The organism is Brevibacillus thermoruber 423 (assembly GCF_000454065.1).
GTDB classification, from domain to species: domain Bacteria; phylum Bacillota; class Bacilli; order Brevibacillales; family Brevibacillaceae; genus Brevibacillus; species Brevibacillus thermoruber.
Map to the genome: position 1 here is coordinate 124,437 of NZ_KE695655.1, position 13,948 is coordinate 138,384.

The following is a 13,948-nucleotide window of genomic DNA, read 5'->3' on the forward strand; positions in this document are numbered from 1 at the left end:
CAATCGGCAGCAGAATGAGGGGTGGGGGGGCACTTGCCCCTCATTTTGCGTATTTCTCTGATTCATATGGAGGGAGATTATGAGTCGTCGTTCGGAAGGGTCAACTATCGCAAGCAACCGCATCATCGCAGACCACACGCCGGAAGTCGGGGAGCGGAAATCCGCGATCGACCGCAAGCTGCTGACGTACAACAAGCGTCAGTTTACAGAGAACGTGACAGGCCGATTCATCGCCATGGCGTGCGCCGGCCTGCTGGTGGTTGTCGTGCTGTCGATCACGTATTTTATCGCCTCCAAGGGGCTGTCGACGTTCCTGATCAATGGGGTCAGCCTTGGCGAGTTTTTGACCGGGGTAAAATGGGACCCCGAAGGCGAGCCGGCTGTTTACGGCGTGCTGCCGTTTATTCTCGGCTCGTTCCTCGTTACCCTGCTGGCCGCGCTCATTGCGGCCCCGCTGGGCATTGGCGCAGCTATTTTCATGACGGAAATCTTCCCGGGTTTCGGGAAAAAAGTACTCAAGCCGGTCATTGAACTGCTGGTGGGCATTCCATCGGTCGTGTACGGCTACGTTGGTCTTACCTTGCTGGTACCGTTTATCCGCGAGCAGTTTGACGTTCTCGGGTTCAGCCTGCTGGCGGGGGGGCTCGTTCTGGCCCTGATGATTCTGCCGACCATTACCAGCGTGGCGACGGACGCCATTGAGGCTGTGCCGCAGGACTTGCGCAACGCCTCGCTCGCGCTGGGAGCGACCCGTTGGCAGACGATTTGGAATGTGGTGCTGCATTCCGCGCTGCCGGGGTGCCTGACCGCTGTCGTGCTGGGGATGGCCCGCGCGTTCGGGGAAGCGCTGGCCGTGCAGATGGTGATTGGCAACACCACCAAGCTGCCGGGCGGCCTGCTCGACCCGATCAGCACGTTGACCAGCGGCATTACGCTGAACATGGGGAACACGATCCAGGGGACGCCCTACAACAACGCCCTGTGGTCCATGGCGCTCCTGCTCCTGCTGATGTCGTTTGTCTTCATCATGATCTTGCGCATTCTCGGCAGAAAGAAGTTGGTTAACAAATGAGAGCAAAAGTTCTGGATCGCACGGCCACTGTTGTTCTTACGCTGATTGCGCTCTTGATCGTCGGCACGCTGGTGGGACTGCTTGGCTTCATCCTTTCGCAGGGATGGCACAAGCTCACTCTCGACTTTCTCACCTCCGCGCCCGACATTGTCAATGCCGGCGGGGGTGTGGGGCCGCAGTTGTTCAACTCCATCTACCTGCTGGTGCTGACCATGCTGATCGCACTGCCGCTGGGAATCGGGGCCGGCATTTACATGGCTGAATACGCTCCGGATAACAAGTTTACGCAGTTTATCCGGTTGAGTATAGAAGTGCTGTCTTCCCTTCCGTCCATCGTCGTCGGCCTGTTTGGGCTGCTGGTGTTCGTCAACATGACCGGGTGGGGGTATTCCCTGCTGTCCGGCGCCTTGGCCCTGACCGTGTTCAATTTCCCCCTGCTGGTGCGGATCACCGAGGATGCCCTGCGAAACGTCCCCCGCAGCCAAAAGGAGGCCAGTCTGGCGCTGGGGATTACCAAGTGGCGGACGATTGTTTCGGTGATCCTGCCGGCGGCGCTGCCGGGCATTATCACCGGCGTGATTCTGGCTTCCGGCCGGGTCTTCGGGGAAGCGGCGGCGCTGCTGTTTACCGCAGGGATGTCGTCTCCCAATCTGAACTTCACCGATTTTTCCCTGAACAGCCCGACGTCTCCGCTCAATCCGTTCCGCCCGGCTGAAACGCTTGCCGTGCACATCTGGAAAGTGAACAGCGAAGGGCTGACGCCGGATGCCCGGGACGTCGCCGACGGGGCGGCGGCCATCCTCGTCCTGGCCGTGCTGCTGTTTAATCTCGGCGCCCGTTGGTTTGGCAGCTGGCTCTACAAGAAAATGACTTCGGGAACGAACTAGGGAAGGGGTGGACGTCATGCAAGCAGGCACAACGGTTGACACGATCATTCAGACGCGCAACGTCTCCGTGTACTACGGCGAAAAGCGCGCCGTTTCCAATATCAACATGGACATTGAACGAAATTCCGTCACGGCGTTCATCGGCCCGTCCGGCTGCGGGAAATCGACGCTCCTGCGCAGCCTGAACCGGATGAACGACCTCGTTCCCAACTGCCGCGTCACCGGTTCGATCGTGGTGGACGGCATTGAGGTGAACAGCGACAAGATCAACATCGAAGGGCTGCGCCAGGTGGTCGGCATGGTGTTTCAGCGGGCCAATCCGTTTTTCAAATCGATTTACGAAAACATCGCGTTCGCTCCCCGTTTCCACGGCATGCGGGACAAACGGGAGCTGGACGAGGTGGTGGAGCGGAGCCTGCGCAAGGCAGCCCTGTGGGATGAGGTGAAAGACCGGCTGCACGAGTCCGCGCTCTCCCTGTCCGGAGGCCAGCAGCAGCGGCTGTGCATCGCCCGGGCGATCGCCATGCAGCCGACGATTCTGCTGCTGGACGAACCGGCTTCCGCCCTGGACCCGATTTCCACCATGAAAATTGAAGAACTGGTGCTGGAGCTGAAGGAAGAGTACACGATTGTGATCGTGACGCACAATTTGCACCAGGCTGCCCGCATTTCCGACAAGACCGCCTTTTTCCTGATGGGGGAACTGGTGGAAATGAACGACACGTCGAAAATCTTCACCGCGCCGGAAAACAAGAAAACGGAAGATTACATCAGCGGCCGTTTCGGTTGAATCTCCCTTTGTCGAATGGCCCGCATGTTGAATGCGACAAGCCCTTCACCATGCAGACAACCTGCGCGGTGGAGGGCTTTGTTTTGGCTTTGGCTTCTGCCGCTATCGGACGCCGGTCACGAGGAGGCGGGAAGCGGCCGGACGATGGACCCGTCGGCGGCATCCGGCACGTGTGCGGCAGCCGTGCGGAAGAATCGGATCTCCTGCTCCAGATCGTCCACGATGGCGGCGAGGCGTTCCGAGTTGTGCAGGAATTGTTCGGAGAGCGAGACGCTTTCCTGGGTGGCGGCGACGGCCTGCTGTGCGCCGGCAGTGACCGCCTGAGCGGAATGGGACAGTGTATCCACTCCCTCTTTGATGTCCTGGCTCTGCCTGCTAATGGAGCGGGACAGACGGCCGATGACGGCAAACTGTTCGGTAAGGATTTCGCTGACCGCGACGATCCGGGAGAACACGTCCGCCGCCTCGTGCAGCGTCTGCAGCCCGTCAACGGTGGCGTGGTCGGTTACCGTCATCCGCTCGGTGACGAGGTCCATGCGCGCCTGACCGGACGCGATCACCTGCTGAATCCGCTCGGTCGCGTCTTCCGTCTGCTCCGACAGGAGGCGGATCTCTTCGGCCACGACGCCAAAGCCCAATCCGGCCTGGCCGGCCCGCGACGCTTCGATCCGCGCGTTGAGCGAAAGCAGCTTGGTCCGCTTGGAGATGCCCGCGATCAGGTTCAGGATCTCGTTGACGTCGTCCATGTTTTGCCGCAGGGAGGACATGGCTTCCAGGGAGGCTCTCATGTCGTCCGAGATTTTCTGCATGTTCGCCTTCAGGTGGCCGATCGAATCGGCGGCCAGCGCCGTCTGCGCCCGCGCCTCTCCATTGTGCTCGATCGCCGTCCGAATGGAGCCGGTAATCCGGGAGATTTCATCGGTGATGCGGTCCACAATGGCGCGGATGTTTTCGATCTGCGCCTGCTGCCTGTCCATCTCGGCGGAAAGGCGCTCGGTGACGCCGACCACTTCCGTCTGCATGGTGTGGGAATGGCGGGAGCCCTTCCCGACGTGCTCGGCGACATGCTTGACATCGGCGATCACGCGCTGGATTTTTCCGATAATGGTGCGGATCTGGCCGCTCATGCGGTTGAAGCTGTCGGCCAACTGGCGGATTTCGTCGCGGGTGTTCACCTGCATCGTCTGGAACAGGTCCCCTTCGCTGAAGGCGGCCAGTTTCGTCTGCACTTCCTTGATCGGCGTAATGATCCGGCGGACGTACAGGAAGAGCAGGGCTGCCAGCGCCGCCAGTCCGATCAGCGAGACGGCGAAAATGGTCAGCCGCATCGCCCGCACGTCCTGTTCCACTTCGGCCACCGCCTGCAGGACGACGATCCCCCATTTGAGCTTTTCGTCGTAGCGGTAGGCGACCAGGTAATCGGCGCCGTTTTGGTTCAGGATGGCGGTGCCCGATTGTCCGGCGGCGACGCTGCGGACGACCGGCATGTGGTCGAGGGCAGGCCGTTGCAGCGCGTATGTCTGGTCGGGGTGGGCGACCAGTTTTCCCAGGCGGTCGACGATCATCGCATAACCGGTTTCCCCCAGTTTGACCTGCTGGACAAACGCGCTCAGCTTGGGGACGGAGACAAACGCGACGACCGCACCGACGACCTCGTCGTCAGGGCTGCGCAGGGCGAGGGAGACGGCGATTTTGGGAAACTCCGTGTCGGAAAACCGGAACACGTCGGAGATGTAGGCAGCCTGCGCCGAAACGGCTCCCTGGTACCAGTCCGTTTTGCGGGGATCGTATCCGGCGTCAAGGGGTGAACCGGGAAAAGTGAGGTAGCGGCCGTCCCGGGTAGCCAACTGCAGTTCGGAAATGTTGGCGTTGTGGGCCGCCATGTCGGAAAAGATGTCGAAGACCTGGCTGTTGGACAGCGGGCTGTGCTTGTACACGGTGGCAAAGGACTGCAGGGCGTTTTCGATCGAATGAACGCGGTCGTTTACTTCCTGCAGGGCCGAGCGGGACGCTTCCCGAAGCTGTGTCTCCGTCTTTTCGTTCAGCATCGCCTTGGCCTGATACCCGATAAACAAGGCGGTCAGGGCCATCATGCAGATTACCATCGTCATGCTTCCGACGAACAGCCGGGTGAAGATGGTCCTGGACGGAAAAGGCGCGAGGCGCGGCTTGCTCGTTTGGTTTGTTGGCATTGATGATTCTCCCCTTGTTCGACAATGCGTACAGCCTTATTGTAGGGGGCGCCGGGAGAGACGTCGATTGCATCAGGGAAAGATTTACCATAACTTTACCTTTGCTCCAAATCTTTATCAAAACTTTATACATTTCATACAAAAACGCAACATTCGGCCGATATAGTTGGAAAGGATGAGCGTGGTCCACCGCGACGCGATCGAGAAGACGAGAAACGAAGGAGCGAATACCGCATGAGCGTCATTTCGGTTCGTGAGTTGAATCTCTACTACGGCAAACAGCAAGCTCTTCATCATATACATCTCGATGTGGAACCCCACTCGATCACGGCCCTGATCGGACCGTCGGGATGCGGAAAATCCACGTTTTTGCGGACGCTGAACCGCATGAACGACTACGTTCCGCACACGCGCATCACGGGAACGGTCAAGGTGTTCGGCGAAGACATCTACGGCCCCAACGTGGACGTGGAGCGTCTGCGCAAAAACATCGGGATGGTGTTTCAGCAGCCCAACCCGTTTCCGAAAAGCATTTACGACAACATCGCCTACGGCCCGCGTCTGCACGGCACAACCGACCGCAGCACGCTGGACGAGATCGTGGAAAACAGCCTAAAGGCAGCCGCGCTCTGGGACGAGGTAAAAGACGTGCTGAAAAAACCGGCGTACAGCCTCTCCGGCGGCCAGCAGCAGCGCCTCTGCATCGCCCGCGCGCTGGCGGTCCAACCGCAGATTCTGCTGATGGACGAACCGACGTCGGCGCTCGACCCGATCTCCACGGCGAAGATCGAGGAGCTGCTGATCAAGCTGAAGGAAACCTACACGATCGTCATCGTCACCCACAACATGCAGCAGGCGGCCCGCATCTCCGACAAGACGGCGTTTTTCCTCAACGGAGAGCTGGTGGAATACGACGCCACTCCGGTCATTTTCCAAAATCCGAGCGACAAGCGGACGGAAGATTACATCACCGGGCGTTTCGGATAACCCGACAGTATCGTAAGATAAAAAGAGCGGCCTTTTTGAGGTTCGCTCTTTTTCATGTACCTTGTCCCCGCTGCGCGGAACAACAGACGCGGCGGTGGGATGATCGAGAGGAGAAACAGCAGTGGTCTGGCTTTCATTCCGATCGTTCTCGCGCAGGTGCGTGCCCTGCGGTTGGACGGGCAGATGGTGCTCGCCTTCGTGATGGCCAGCGGTTTTATCGCCGACACCAGTTCGCTGCCGTTTGTGGTCAGCAACCTGGTCAACATCGTATCGGCCGACTATTTCGGCATCGGCTTCGCCGAATACGCGGGCAGGATGCTGCTGCCACGCTGTTTTCCGTGGGGGCCAGCCTGCTGGTGCTGTTTTGGTATTTTCGCCGCAGCATCCCCCGCCGCTACGACCTGACCCACCTGAAAGAGCCGCGCGAGGCTATTCGCGATCAGGCGCTGTTTCGTCTGTCATGGCCGATTCTGGCCGTTCTGCTGGCCGGTTTTTTCGCCAGTGAATGGCTGCACCTTCCCGTGTCGCTGATGATTGCCGGGGCGGCTGCGGCGTTTTACCTGGCGGCGAGGAAGAGCGCGGCGATTCAACTGCGCCGGATTGTGAAAGAGGCGCCGTGGGTGGTCGTGATATTCTCCATCGGGATGTACGTGGTCGTCTGGGGGCTGCACAATGCCCGCTTGACCGACTGGGTGAGAGACTGGCTGGATGTGCTGGCCGCGCACGGTCTGTTTGCCGCGTCACTCGGGACGGGCTTTACCGCGGCGGTGCTTTCATCGGTGATGAACAATTTGCCGACGGTAATGTTTGACGCGTTGGCGATCCAGGGCACGGCGACCGCGGGGGTGGTTCGCGAAGCGCTCGTCTACGCCAACGTCATCGGATGTGACTTGGGGCCCAAGATCACGCCAATCGGTTCGCTGGCGACACTGCTCTGGCTGCACGTACTGGGGCGCAAGGGTGTGACGATTACCTGGGCCCAGTATTTCCGCACAGGGATCGTCCTTACCGTGCCCACGTTGTTTCTCACGTTGACAGGTCTTTATCTCGCGCTGCGTTTTTTGGGATAAACGGGTCGCCCATGGTCAGCCTGTGGACAGGCTGGCTTTTTTTTCGTTTTGCGGCGCGGCCTCGGGGGAATGAATCCGAAGAAAGAAGAATAGCAGCCGGAAGATGCGGAAAAAATAGGCACAGCACTGGTGAAGAAAATGGGATTCATAGGAGGAGATGACCAATGTGGCAAGGCTGGCCCCTTGAGCGGGTGCTGCTCTTGTTTGTGGGACTTGCGTTTGCGATCCTGTCTGTTCAGGTGACGCTGTTTCACGCCCGGCAAAACTTTCGCCGCTGGGCGATGTGGGTGCCGGTGGTGGAAGGGCCGCTGTTTGCCGTGACCGCCATCGTCCTGGCTTTTTACAATGCGGGGTGGCTGCGCGTGCTGTTTGCCCTGTTCATGTGGATCGGCATGGCTGGCGGCCTGTACGGGGCCTATCTGCATACCGCGGGCGTGGGACAGCGCGTGGGCGGGTATTCCCAGAGCCAAAACTTTCTGGTCGGCCCGCCCATTATGCTGCCGTTGATGATGACGGCGATCTCGGCCTTGGGGCTGCTGGCCCTGTACTGGGGGTGAGGCGGCATGGCGAAAACGAGCCGTTACCCATCGTTTGACGTGTGGGAGGAACACGCCGCCTGGGACCCTCACACCCGGAACATTGTCGGCAAGCGGCGCACCCCTCAAGTGGCGTACCGCTTTTTTACGAAAAAGGAAGCGATGCTGCTGCAGTCCATCGTCAGCGTGCTGGTGGATGACCACCGGCTGGAGGTGCTGACGTACGTGACCCAGCATCTGGACGAATCGGCCGCCAGTCCGATCGGGGAAGCGCAGCGGAAGGTGGGGGTGCCGCCCAAGCAGCAGTTGTACCTCCTGGGACTGGCCGGGATCAACGAGGCCAGCCGCGAGAAGTACGGCGCGGAATTTCCCGGCTTGAAGCGGGAAGAGCAGCAGGCCGTCCTGGAAGCGGTGGCGGCCGGGCAGGTTCCCGCCACCACCGCCTGGGCGCAGCTAAACCCCGTCGACTTTTTCACCAAGCTGCTCCGCGACACGGTGGAGGCGTATTACTCCCACCCCCTGGTCTGGTCGGATATCGGCTACGGCGGACCGGCGTATCCGCGCGGCTACGTGCGCGTGGAAAAAGGACTGGTGGACCCCTGGGAGGCGAAAGCGGATGGAGAATAAGGACCGGGTAACGCATCACAGCGACCATTATGAAGGGCACCGCTCCAAGCGGCTGGATCAGCGCCGGTACGCGGACGGGGCGGATGTCTGCATCGTCGGGGCGGGGGCAGCGGGCGGCGTGCTGGCATACGAATTGGCCAAGGCCGGGCTGCGCGTCGTCGTGATCGAAGCGGGCCCCTTCTGGAATCCGCAGACCGATTTTGCCAGTGACGAGCTGGCGATGAAAAACCTCGGCTGGCAGGAGACCCGCCTGGTCGACGGGAACAATCCGCTGCGGCTGGGGCATAACAACTCGGGAAGGGGTGTAGGGGGCGGCACCGTCCATTTTACCGGGGTCTTCCTGCGGTTTCACGAGAGCGACTTTATGACCAAGACGGTGGACGGCGTCGGCGAAGACTGGCCGCTCCGCTACCAGGACCTGGCTCCCTATTACGACAAGATCGAGCGGGAAATCGCCGTGTCCGGTCCCGATCACTTTCCCTGGGGGCCGTTCAACGGGCCGTATCCGTTTCCGGTGCGGGAGCCGATCAGCGCCAACGCGCAGTTGTTTCGGGAAGCGTGCGCAAAGCTGGGCTTCGACAGCGTCGTCGCGCCGCTGGCCATTTTGTCCGCGCCGTTTGACGGCCGGCCTCCCTGCATCAACCGCGGTTTCTGCAACCAGGGATGCCTGCCCAACGCCAAGTACAGCGGATTGATTCACCACATCCCGAAAGCGATCCAGGCGGGGGCGGAAGTGCTGTCCGACTGCATGGTGACGCAGATTCTCACGGATGGGACGCGCGTCACCGGCGTTCTCTTTCAACACGGGAGCGACACGTACAAGCAGACAGCCCGGGTCGTGATTCTCGCCGGCTATGTCGTGGAGACGCCGCGCCTGCTGCTGCATTCGGCCACGCCCCATTTTCCGGACGGGCTGGCCAATTCCAGCGGGTGGGTGGGCAAGGCGATCATGCCCCACTCCAGCCAGGACGTGTACGGACTATTGCCTGACGAAGTGCGCCTGTACAAAGGGACGCCTGTGCTGGCGTTGACCCAGCATTTTTACGAGACGGACCGGGAGCGGGGGTTTGCCCGGGGGTACACGCTGAGCGCCCACGGAGCGAGGCCGGTGGCCATGGCCGGGGCGATTGCAGCGGAACGGTTGGACGGGTCCTTTTTGTGGGGGAAAGCCCTGCGGGAGACGATGCTGGATTACAACTACTACGCCCGGGTCACGCTCGTCGGGGAGGTGCTTCCCCATCCCGACAACGCCGTCACCTTGAGCGACGAAAAAGACGAGTACGGTCTGCCGGTCCCGAAAGTGACCTTTTCCTACGGGGAAAACGACAAAAAGCTGATCGCCCACGCCGTCGAGCAGATGAAGCGGCTGATTGAAGCGATGGGCGGCACACCGGAGCACGTCGTCGACGACACGGCCCACCTGATGGGCGGCTGCCGGATGGGCAGGGACCCGTCGACGTCCGTGGTCAACGAATTCGGGCAAACCCACGACATTCCCAATTTGTTCATCGCGGGCGCATCCACGTTTGTCACATCGGGCGGCGGCAATCCGACCAACACGGTGATGGCGCTGGCCGCCCGGACGGCGGACCGCCTGGTGGAAGCGATGCAGACGAGGGACGTCTGACAGGCGTTCACGGATCTTTCGACATCATATCTTCCCTGCCTTATGTGTGTATAGTATACTGATAAACAGATATGCAAGGCAAAGGTGGGGTATTATGGATGTTGATTTGACGCAGGTGTTGTATTTGTCAGAGATCTACAAGCTTCTCGGCGACAAAACACGCTTGACGATCATGGCTCTCCTGCAGGTACAGTCTTTCTGTGTACGCGATCTCGTGGAGATTTTGCAAACATCCCAACCATCCGTTTCCCAGCACTTGGCCAAATTGAAAACACACGGGTTGGTGAAGGAGAAGCGCAGGGGTCCCTGGGTGTTTTACTCCCTGAACACGGAGTGCTCACCTGCCGTACAGCAGATTCTTTCGCACTTGCCGGACATGTCGCCTCTCATCAAAGAAAAAAAACAAGCGGGTGCTCATTCGCTCGCATAACAAACAACTGTGCGCCAAAGTCCTTTGGCGAAGCCGCTTCTTCACAGGAAGCGGCTTTAAAATGTTTACCCGTCACATTTCCCACAGGCGGGAACAAAAAAGCGTTGGATCAAGAGAGATCCAACGCTTTTTTCAATTGCTCCTTGTCAAAGCCGTGAACGACGATCCGCTCGCCGTCTTCCTTCACGATCAGGGTAACGGGCGTCATGCTCGCTCCCAGTTCGATCGCTTCCTGGAAATAGGCGTCATTTTTGCGGATGTCGCGGTCCTCAAACGGGATGTTTTGCTGCGTCAGCCACATTTTTTCCTCCTGGCAGGGGCCGCAGGTGGGCTGAGTGTAGACAATGACGGTACGAGCCATGTGGGTTGCTCCTTTCGTACTCGAATGAAAGGGAATACTTCGCGGCGGGGCAGGGAAACTCCTGCCGCCGTTGGCACTTAGGATGCCCGAAAACGGCGGCGAACCGACACCGCGGCCCGAGCCGTTCCCGTGCGGGCTTGCCGTGTGGAAGGAAAAAACAGGCGGGAATAGGCCGCCTGCTTGCGGCGCACATTATATTCAGTGATACGGAGGAGGTGAATGGACGATGCCGAAACAAACCAAACAAGCAGGTGCGAACCAAGCGCAACAGCAAGCTGCGCAAACCACCGCAACCGAATTTGCGAGCGAAACCAACGTATCGGAAGTGCGCCGCCAAAACCAGCAATCCGCTGCGAAATCCGCTCAGCAAACGCAACAACCTACCGAATAACAGGACCATTCACCCCCGCTTTTTGCGGGGGTTCAGTGTGTAGACAAAATGACTGCTGGGGGGAGAAGCACGTTTCCGTCATCCGCTCCGTGCTCGCCCAGCAAAGAAGCACCGACTGCACGCTCCGCACCGATTTGCGGGGGATCGCCAAAGCCGTATCGCTTTGCAGCCCATTCAGAGGTGGCGCTCCTTTTTCCCGCAAATCGCTGCTCCGCTCGGTAGGGCTCACAAGTCGCTCTGCCTGGAAACATGCTTCTCCTCCGATACAATTGGTTTGTCCTCAGTTTACACCCCCGCTTTTTTGCGGGGGTTGTTTTTGGTTTGCGGCAGCCCTTGCCAATAATAGAATGGGGTGATATCGTCACTGCATAACCAAAGAATGGGGAGCGGGATCGTTCATGATTGTGGGAATCGGCACGGACATTGTGGAAATCGGGCGCGTGCAGGCGCTGATCGAGCGGCGGCCGGAAGCGCTCGACCGACTTTTTACGGACGCGGAAAAAGCGCTGCTGGACGGCAAGGCGAAGGCGAGGCGGGCGGAATACCTGGCCGGCCGGTTCGCCGCCAAGGAGGCGGCGGCAAAGGCGCTGGGCACCGGGATTGGCGGCCAGGTGGGCTTTCACGATGTGGAGGTCTTCTCTTCGGACACAGGCAAGCCGGAAATGCGCATCAGCAGGGGTGCGCTGGAGCGGGTCGGACTCAACCCGGAGCGGGTGCGGGTTCACCTCAGCATTTCCCACAGCCGGGATTATGCCGTGGCGCAGGTTGTGGTGGAAGAACTGTAACTTGTCTGCATATCGGGACGAGGATGGACATAGATTTATATCGCGTAGATCAGGAGGGACTACCTGCTCTAACAGAAAGGGTAAGTCTTCAGCCGATCAAGGCGATGTCGCGTCCCGATAACCGAACGGACTTTTGACACGATGTGCGCGGAAGAGGCGAAAGACTGACAGATTTCCCAGGAAATAGACAGGAGTGCCCTTCTTTGTCGAAATTAGCAGACAAGGAGGAGTTCTTTGAATGAAACGGGCAGCTTTACCACTGGTTTTCTTGTTGGTCTTTTCCCTGCTGCTCGGCGGCTGCTTCGGTCAAAAGACACCGGATGATGTGGTGGATGACCTGAGCAGCACGCTGGACAAGATGGCCGGCTACAAGTCTCAGGCCGTACTGACCATGCAGACCGGCTCCACGGCGATGGAGTACGATGTGGCGGTGTGGTACGAGAAACCGACCAACTACCGTGTCGCGCTCACATCCAAGCAGCGAGGGATTACGCAGATCATCCTGCGCAACAATGAAGGGGTGTTCGTCCTGACGCCGCATCTGAACAAGAGCTTCCGCTTCCAAAGCGGCTGGCCGGAAAACAACGGTCCGCTCTATCTCTACGAGACGCTGGTCCGCAGCATCATCGACGACACGGAACGCAAGATGGACATGGACGACAGGCAGTACGTGTTTGAAGTCAAGGCCAATTACAACGGCAATCGCTCTCTGACCAGGCAGAAGATCTGGCTGACGGAGGAACTGAAGCCGACGCGAGCGGAAATCATGGATTCCAATATGAATACGCTGGTCACGATCAACTTCACCGACTTTGTGTTCAACCCGCAGTTTGACAAGGATGCGTTTGACAAAGACCGCAACATGAACACCAGTTCACTGCCGGTGGTGCCGACGCTGTCGCAGGAAAACGACACAAGCAAACCGCCATCCAGCCAGTTCGGTGTCATTGTGCCCACCTACACCCCTGACGGCGTGAAGCAGGGCGACATCGAGCCGGTAACCCGGGACGGTGAGCGGACGGTCGTACTGGAGTACAAAGGTTTGTACAACTACAAGCTGATTGAAGCGCGCCCCACGGCGACCTCGGTGTCCTCGGAGCAGGGGCTGCCGGTCGATCTGGGCTTCACCGTCGGGGTGCTGATCCAAAATGCTGACAATCAGCGCTACCTGAGCTGGGAACTGGACGGCGTGGAGTTTACGCTGACCGGCGACCTGCCGGAAGAGGAAATGGTCAAGGTGGCCCAATCCACGTACGGCGTGAGCGGAAAATAATCAATCGGGACGGCATTGGCCGTCCTCAGACTGAAGACAAACCAATTGTATCGAAGGAGAAGCATGTTTCCAGGCAGAGCGACTTGTGAAGCCCTACCGAGCGGAGCAGCGATTTGCGGGAAAAAGGAGCGCCACCTTTGAATGGGCTGCGGAGCGATACGGCTTTGGCGATCCCCCGCAAATCGGTGCGGAGCGTGCAGTCTGTGCTTCCCTGCTGGGCGAGCATGGAGCGGAAGCCGGAAACGTGCTTCTCCCCCCAGCAGTCACTTTGTCTACACACTCGGGACGGCATTGGCCGTCCTTTTTTGTCGTGTGTGGCGCCGTCTCTGACGCATCGACCTCGATGCCGGGGAACAGGCGGCGGGTTCAGCGGACGAAAAGGAACGGTCTGCCGGTGTATAAGCGAATTGACATACAGCGGCAGAAAGCGATAAAGTCGAAGTAACTACGCGATGAGGTGAAGCAGCATCCATGAAAAAAACGTCCGATGAGATTTTGTACCAGGAAGAGTCCGGCTACAAAGACCTGCTGCTGCGCAAAAACATGAAAATGCGCATCATGGAGACGCTTTTCTTTGTCGTCGGGATGCTCCTTTTGTCTCAATTTTTCAACACCCAGACACCGGCTTTCAAAGTGCTCGCCTTTGCCATCGCGATCGCAGTCGTCGGCCTGGCGCCGTTTGTGTACAAGTATACGCTGCGGCCGTCGTACAAGCTGACCAAGACGCATCTGATCGTCTCCATGGGCGGCCGGGAGACGAGCTATCCGCTGTCGGAGGTGGAGCCGATTTTTGAAGGCCGCCATTTGTACAAGCTGGGCGGCAAGCGGCATTCGTTGATGGTGTCCCGGCAGTTTCTCAACCATCTCAACGAACGGCTGTTTGTCTATCAAAAGCTGCAAAAGAGGAGATAACGAACGAG

Annotated in this window: 14 protein-coding genes and 1 pseudogene; 13 read left to right on the forward strand and 2 right to left on the reverse strand. The window is 59.2% G+C overall.

What is annotated here, in order from left to right; genetic code table 11:
• Positions 1 to 79 precede the first annotated feature (79 nt).
• Genes pstC through pstB (M516_RS0121760) form a run of 3 tightly spaced genes read left to right on the forward strand, consistent with a single transcriptional unit; the run spans position 80 to position 2,749 of the window.
• Positions 80 to 1,072, forward strand: coding sequence for a phosphate ABC transporter permease subunit PstC (gene pstC, locus M516_RS0121750; RefSeq protein ID WP_238551027.1), 993 nt, complete (start codon positions 80 to 82; stop codon positions 1,070 to 1,072).
• Positions 1,069 to 1,959 (forward strand): phosphate ABC transporter permease PstA, encoded by an 891-nt coding sequence (pstA, locus tag M516_RS0121755; RefSeq protein ID WP_029100989.1) that lies wholly within the window; start codon positions 1,069 to 1,071, stop codon positions 1,957 to 1,959. The genes pstC and pstA overlap by 4 nt, the downstream gene beginning before the upstream one ends.
• Positions 1,960 to 1,975: 16 nt before the next feature.
• Positions 1,976 to 2,749 carry a phosphate ABC transporter ATP-binding protein PstB gene (gene pstB / locus M516_RS0121760; protein WP_029100990.1) on the forward strand — a complete coding sequence of 258 codons (774 nt, stop codon included), beginning with the start codon at positions 1,976 to 1,978 and terminating at the stop codon, positions 2,747 to 2,749.
• A 116-nt stretch (positions 2,750 to 2,865) separates the two neighbouring features.
• Here pstB (M516_RS0121760) and M516_RS24190 read toward each other — a convergent pair whose 3' ends face one another.
• A complete protein-coding gene (locus M516_RS24190; protein ID WP_081656644.1) occupies positions 2,866 to 4,941 on the reverse strand; it encodes a methyl-accepting chemotaxis protein in 2,076 nt (691 codons plus the stop codon).
• Positions 4,942 to 5,175: 234 nt separating this feature from the next.
• Between M516_RS24190 and pstB (M516_RS0121770) the strand changes: the two genes are divergently transcribed.
• The 6 genes and pseudogenes from pstB (M516_RS0121770) to M516_RS0121800 all read left to right on the forward strand — a co-directional run bounded on the left by pstB (M516_RS0121770) (position 5,176) and on the right by M516_RS0121800 (position 10,218).
• Positions 5,176 to 5,928, forward strand: a complete 753-nt coding sequence (gene pstB, locus M516_RS0121770; protein ID WP_029100991.1) for a phosphate ABC transporter ATP-binding protein PstB — start codon at positions 5,176 to 5,178, stop codon at positions 5,926 to 5,928.
• Between the two features lie 132 nt (positions 5,929 to 6,060).
• Positions 6,061 to 6,998 (forward strand): annotated as a pseudogene (gene arsB, locus M516_RS24195) (arsenical efflux pump membrane protein ArsB); the annotation flags it as partial.
• A 164-nt stretch (positions 6,999 to 7,162) separates the two neighbouring features.
• Positions 7,163 to 7,555 carry a hypothetical protein gene (locus tag M516_RS0121785; RefSeq protein ID WP_029100992.1) on the forward strand — a complete coding sequence of 131 codons (393 nt, stop codon included), beginning with the start codon at positions 7,163 to 7,165 and terminating at the stop codon, positions 7,553 to 7,555.
• Between the two features lie 6 nt (positions 7,556 to 7,561).
• A complete protein-coding gene (locus tag M516_RS0121790) occupies positions 7,562 to 8,161 on the forward strand; it encodes a gluconate 2-dehydrogenase subunit 3 family protein (RefSeq protein WP_029100993.1) in 600 nt (199 codons plus the stop codon).
• Positions 8,151 to 9,788, forward strand: a complete 1,638-nt coding sequence (locus M516_RS0121795) for a GMC family oxidoreductase (protein WP_029100994.1) — start codon at positions 8,151 to 8,153, stop codon at positions 9,786 to 9,788. The genes M516_RS0121790 and M516_RS0121795 overlap by 11 nt, the downstream gene beginning before the upstream one ends.
• Positions 9,789 to 9,882: 94 nt before the next feature.
• The gene (locus M516_RS0121800; protein WP_029100995.1) at positions 9,883 to 10,218 is read left to right on the forward strand and encodes an ArsR/SmtB family transcription factor; all 336 of its coding nucleotides are present in this window, start codon (positions 9,883 to 9,885) and stop codon (positions 10,216 to 10,218) included.
• 109 nt (positions 10,219 to 10,327) lie between these two features.
• On the opposite strand, the gene M516_RS0121805 is transcribed toward M516_RS0121800, so the two are convergent.
• The gene (locus M516_RS0121805) at positions 10,328 to 10,579 is read right to left on the reverse strand and encodes a glutaredoxin family protein (protein ID WP_029100996.1); all 252 of its coding nucleotides are present in this window, start codon (positions 10,577 to 10,579) and stop codon (positions 10,328 to 10,330) included.
• 226 nt (positions 10,580 to 10,805) lie between these two features.
• Here M516_RS0121805 and M516_RS0121810 point away from each other — a divergent pair, with 226 nt between their 5' ends.
• The 4 genes from M516_RS0121810 (at position 10,806) to M516_RS0121830 (ending at position 13,940) form a co-directional block, all read left to right on the forward strand.
• The gene (locus M516_RS0121810) at positions 10,806 to 10,970 is read left to right on the forward strand and encodes a gamma-type small acid-soluble spore protein (protein WP_029100997.1); all 165 of its coding nucleotides are present in this window, start codon (positions 10,806 to 10,808) and stop codon (positions 10,968 to 10,970) included.
• Positions 10,971 to 11,368: 398 nt separating this feature from the next.
• Entirely contained in the window at positions 11,369 to 11,755 is a 387-nt protein-coding gene (gene acpS, locus M516_RS0121815) for a holo-ACP synthase (RefSeq protein ID WP_029100998.1), read from the forward strand.
• Between the two features lie 238 nt (positions 11,756 to 11,993).
• On the forward strand, positions 11,994 to 13,028 hold the full coding sequence (locus tag M516_RS0121820; protein ID WP_029100999.1) for a DUF4367 domain-containing protein: 1,035 nt from the start codon (positions 11,994 to 11,996) through the stop codon (positions 13,026 to 13,028).
• Positions 13,029 to 13,499: 471 nt separating this feature from the next.
• On the forward strand, positions 13,500 to 13,940 hold the full coding sequence (locus M516_RS0121830) for a hypothetical protein (RefSeq protein WP_029101001.1): 441 nt from the start codon (positions 13,500 to 13,502) through the stop codon (positions 13,938 to 13,940).
• Positions 13,941 to 13,948 lie beyond the last annotated feature (8 nt).

Bases quoted from the DNA above. Each gene is read 5' to 3' on its own strand.
- M516_RS0121800 (WP_029100995.1), top strand. From the start codon at position 9,883: ATGGATGTTGATTTGACGCAGGTGTTGTATTTGTCAGAGATCTACAAG.
- M516_RS0121790 (WP_029100993.1), top strand. From the start codon at position 7,562: ATGGCGAAAACGAGCCGTTACCCATCGTTTGACGTGTGGGAGGAACAC.
- M516_RS0121805 (WP_029100996.1), bottom strand. From the start codon at position 10,579: ATGGCTCGTACCGTCATTGTCTACACTCAGCCCACCTGCGGCCCCTGC.
- M516_RS24190 (WP_081656644.1), bottom strand. From the start codon at position 4,941: ATGCCAACAAACCAAACGAGCAAGCCGCGCCTCGCGCCTTTTCCGTCC.
- pstB (WP_029100991.1), top strand. From the start codon at position 5,176: ATGAGCGTCATTTCGGTTCGTGAGTTGAATCTCTACTACGGCAAACAG.
- M516_RS0121785 (WP_029100992.1), top strand. From the start codon at position 7,163: ATGTGGCAAGGCTGGCCCCTTGAGCGGGTGCTGCTCTTGTTTGTGGGA.
- acpS (WP_029100998.1), top strand. From the start codon at position 11,369: ATGATTGTGGGAATCGGCACGGACATTGTGGAAATCGGGCGCGTGCAG.
- pstA (WP_029100989.1), top strand. From the start codon at position 1,069: ATGAGAGCAAAAGTTCTGGATCGCACGGCCACTGTTGTTCTTACGCTG.
- M516_RS0121795 (WP_029100994.1), top strand. From the start codon at position 8,151: ATGGAGAATAAGGACCGGGTAACGCATCACAGCGACCATTATGAAGGG.
- pstB (WP_029100990.1), top strand. From the start codon at position 1,976: ATGCAAGCAGGCACAACGGTTGACACGATCATTCAGACGCGCAACGTC.
- M516_RS0121820 (WP_029100999.1), top strand. From the start codon at position 11,994: ATGAAACGGGCAGCTTTACCACTGGTTTTCTTGTTGGTCTTTTCCCTG.
- M516_RS0121830 (WP_029101001.1), top strand. From the start codon at position 13,500: ATGAAAAAAACGTCCGATGAGATTTTGTACCAGGAAGAGTCCGGCTAC.
- pstC (WP_238551027.1), top strand. From the start codon at position 80: ATGAGTCGTCGTTCGGAAGGGTCAACTATCGCAAGCAACCGCATCATC.
- M516_RS0121810 (WP_029100997.1), top strand. From the start codon at position 10,806: ATGCCGAAACAAACCAAACAAGCAGGTGCGAACCAAGCGCAACAGCAA.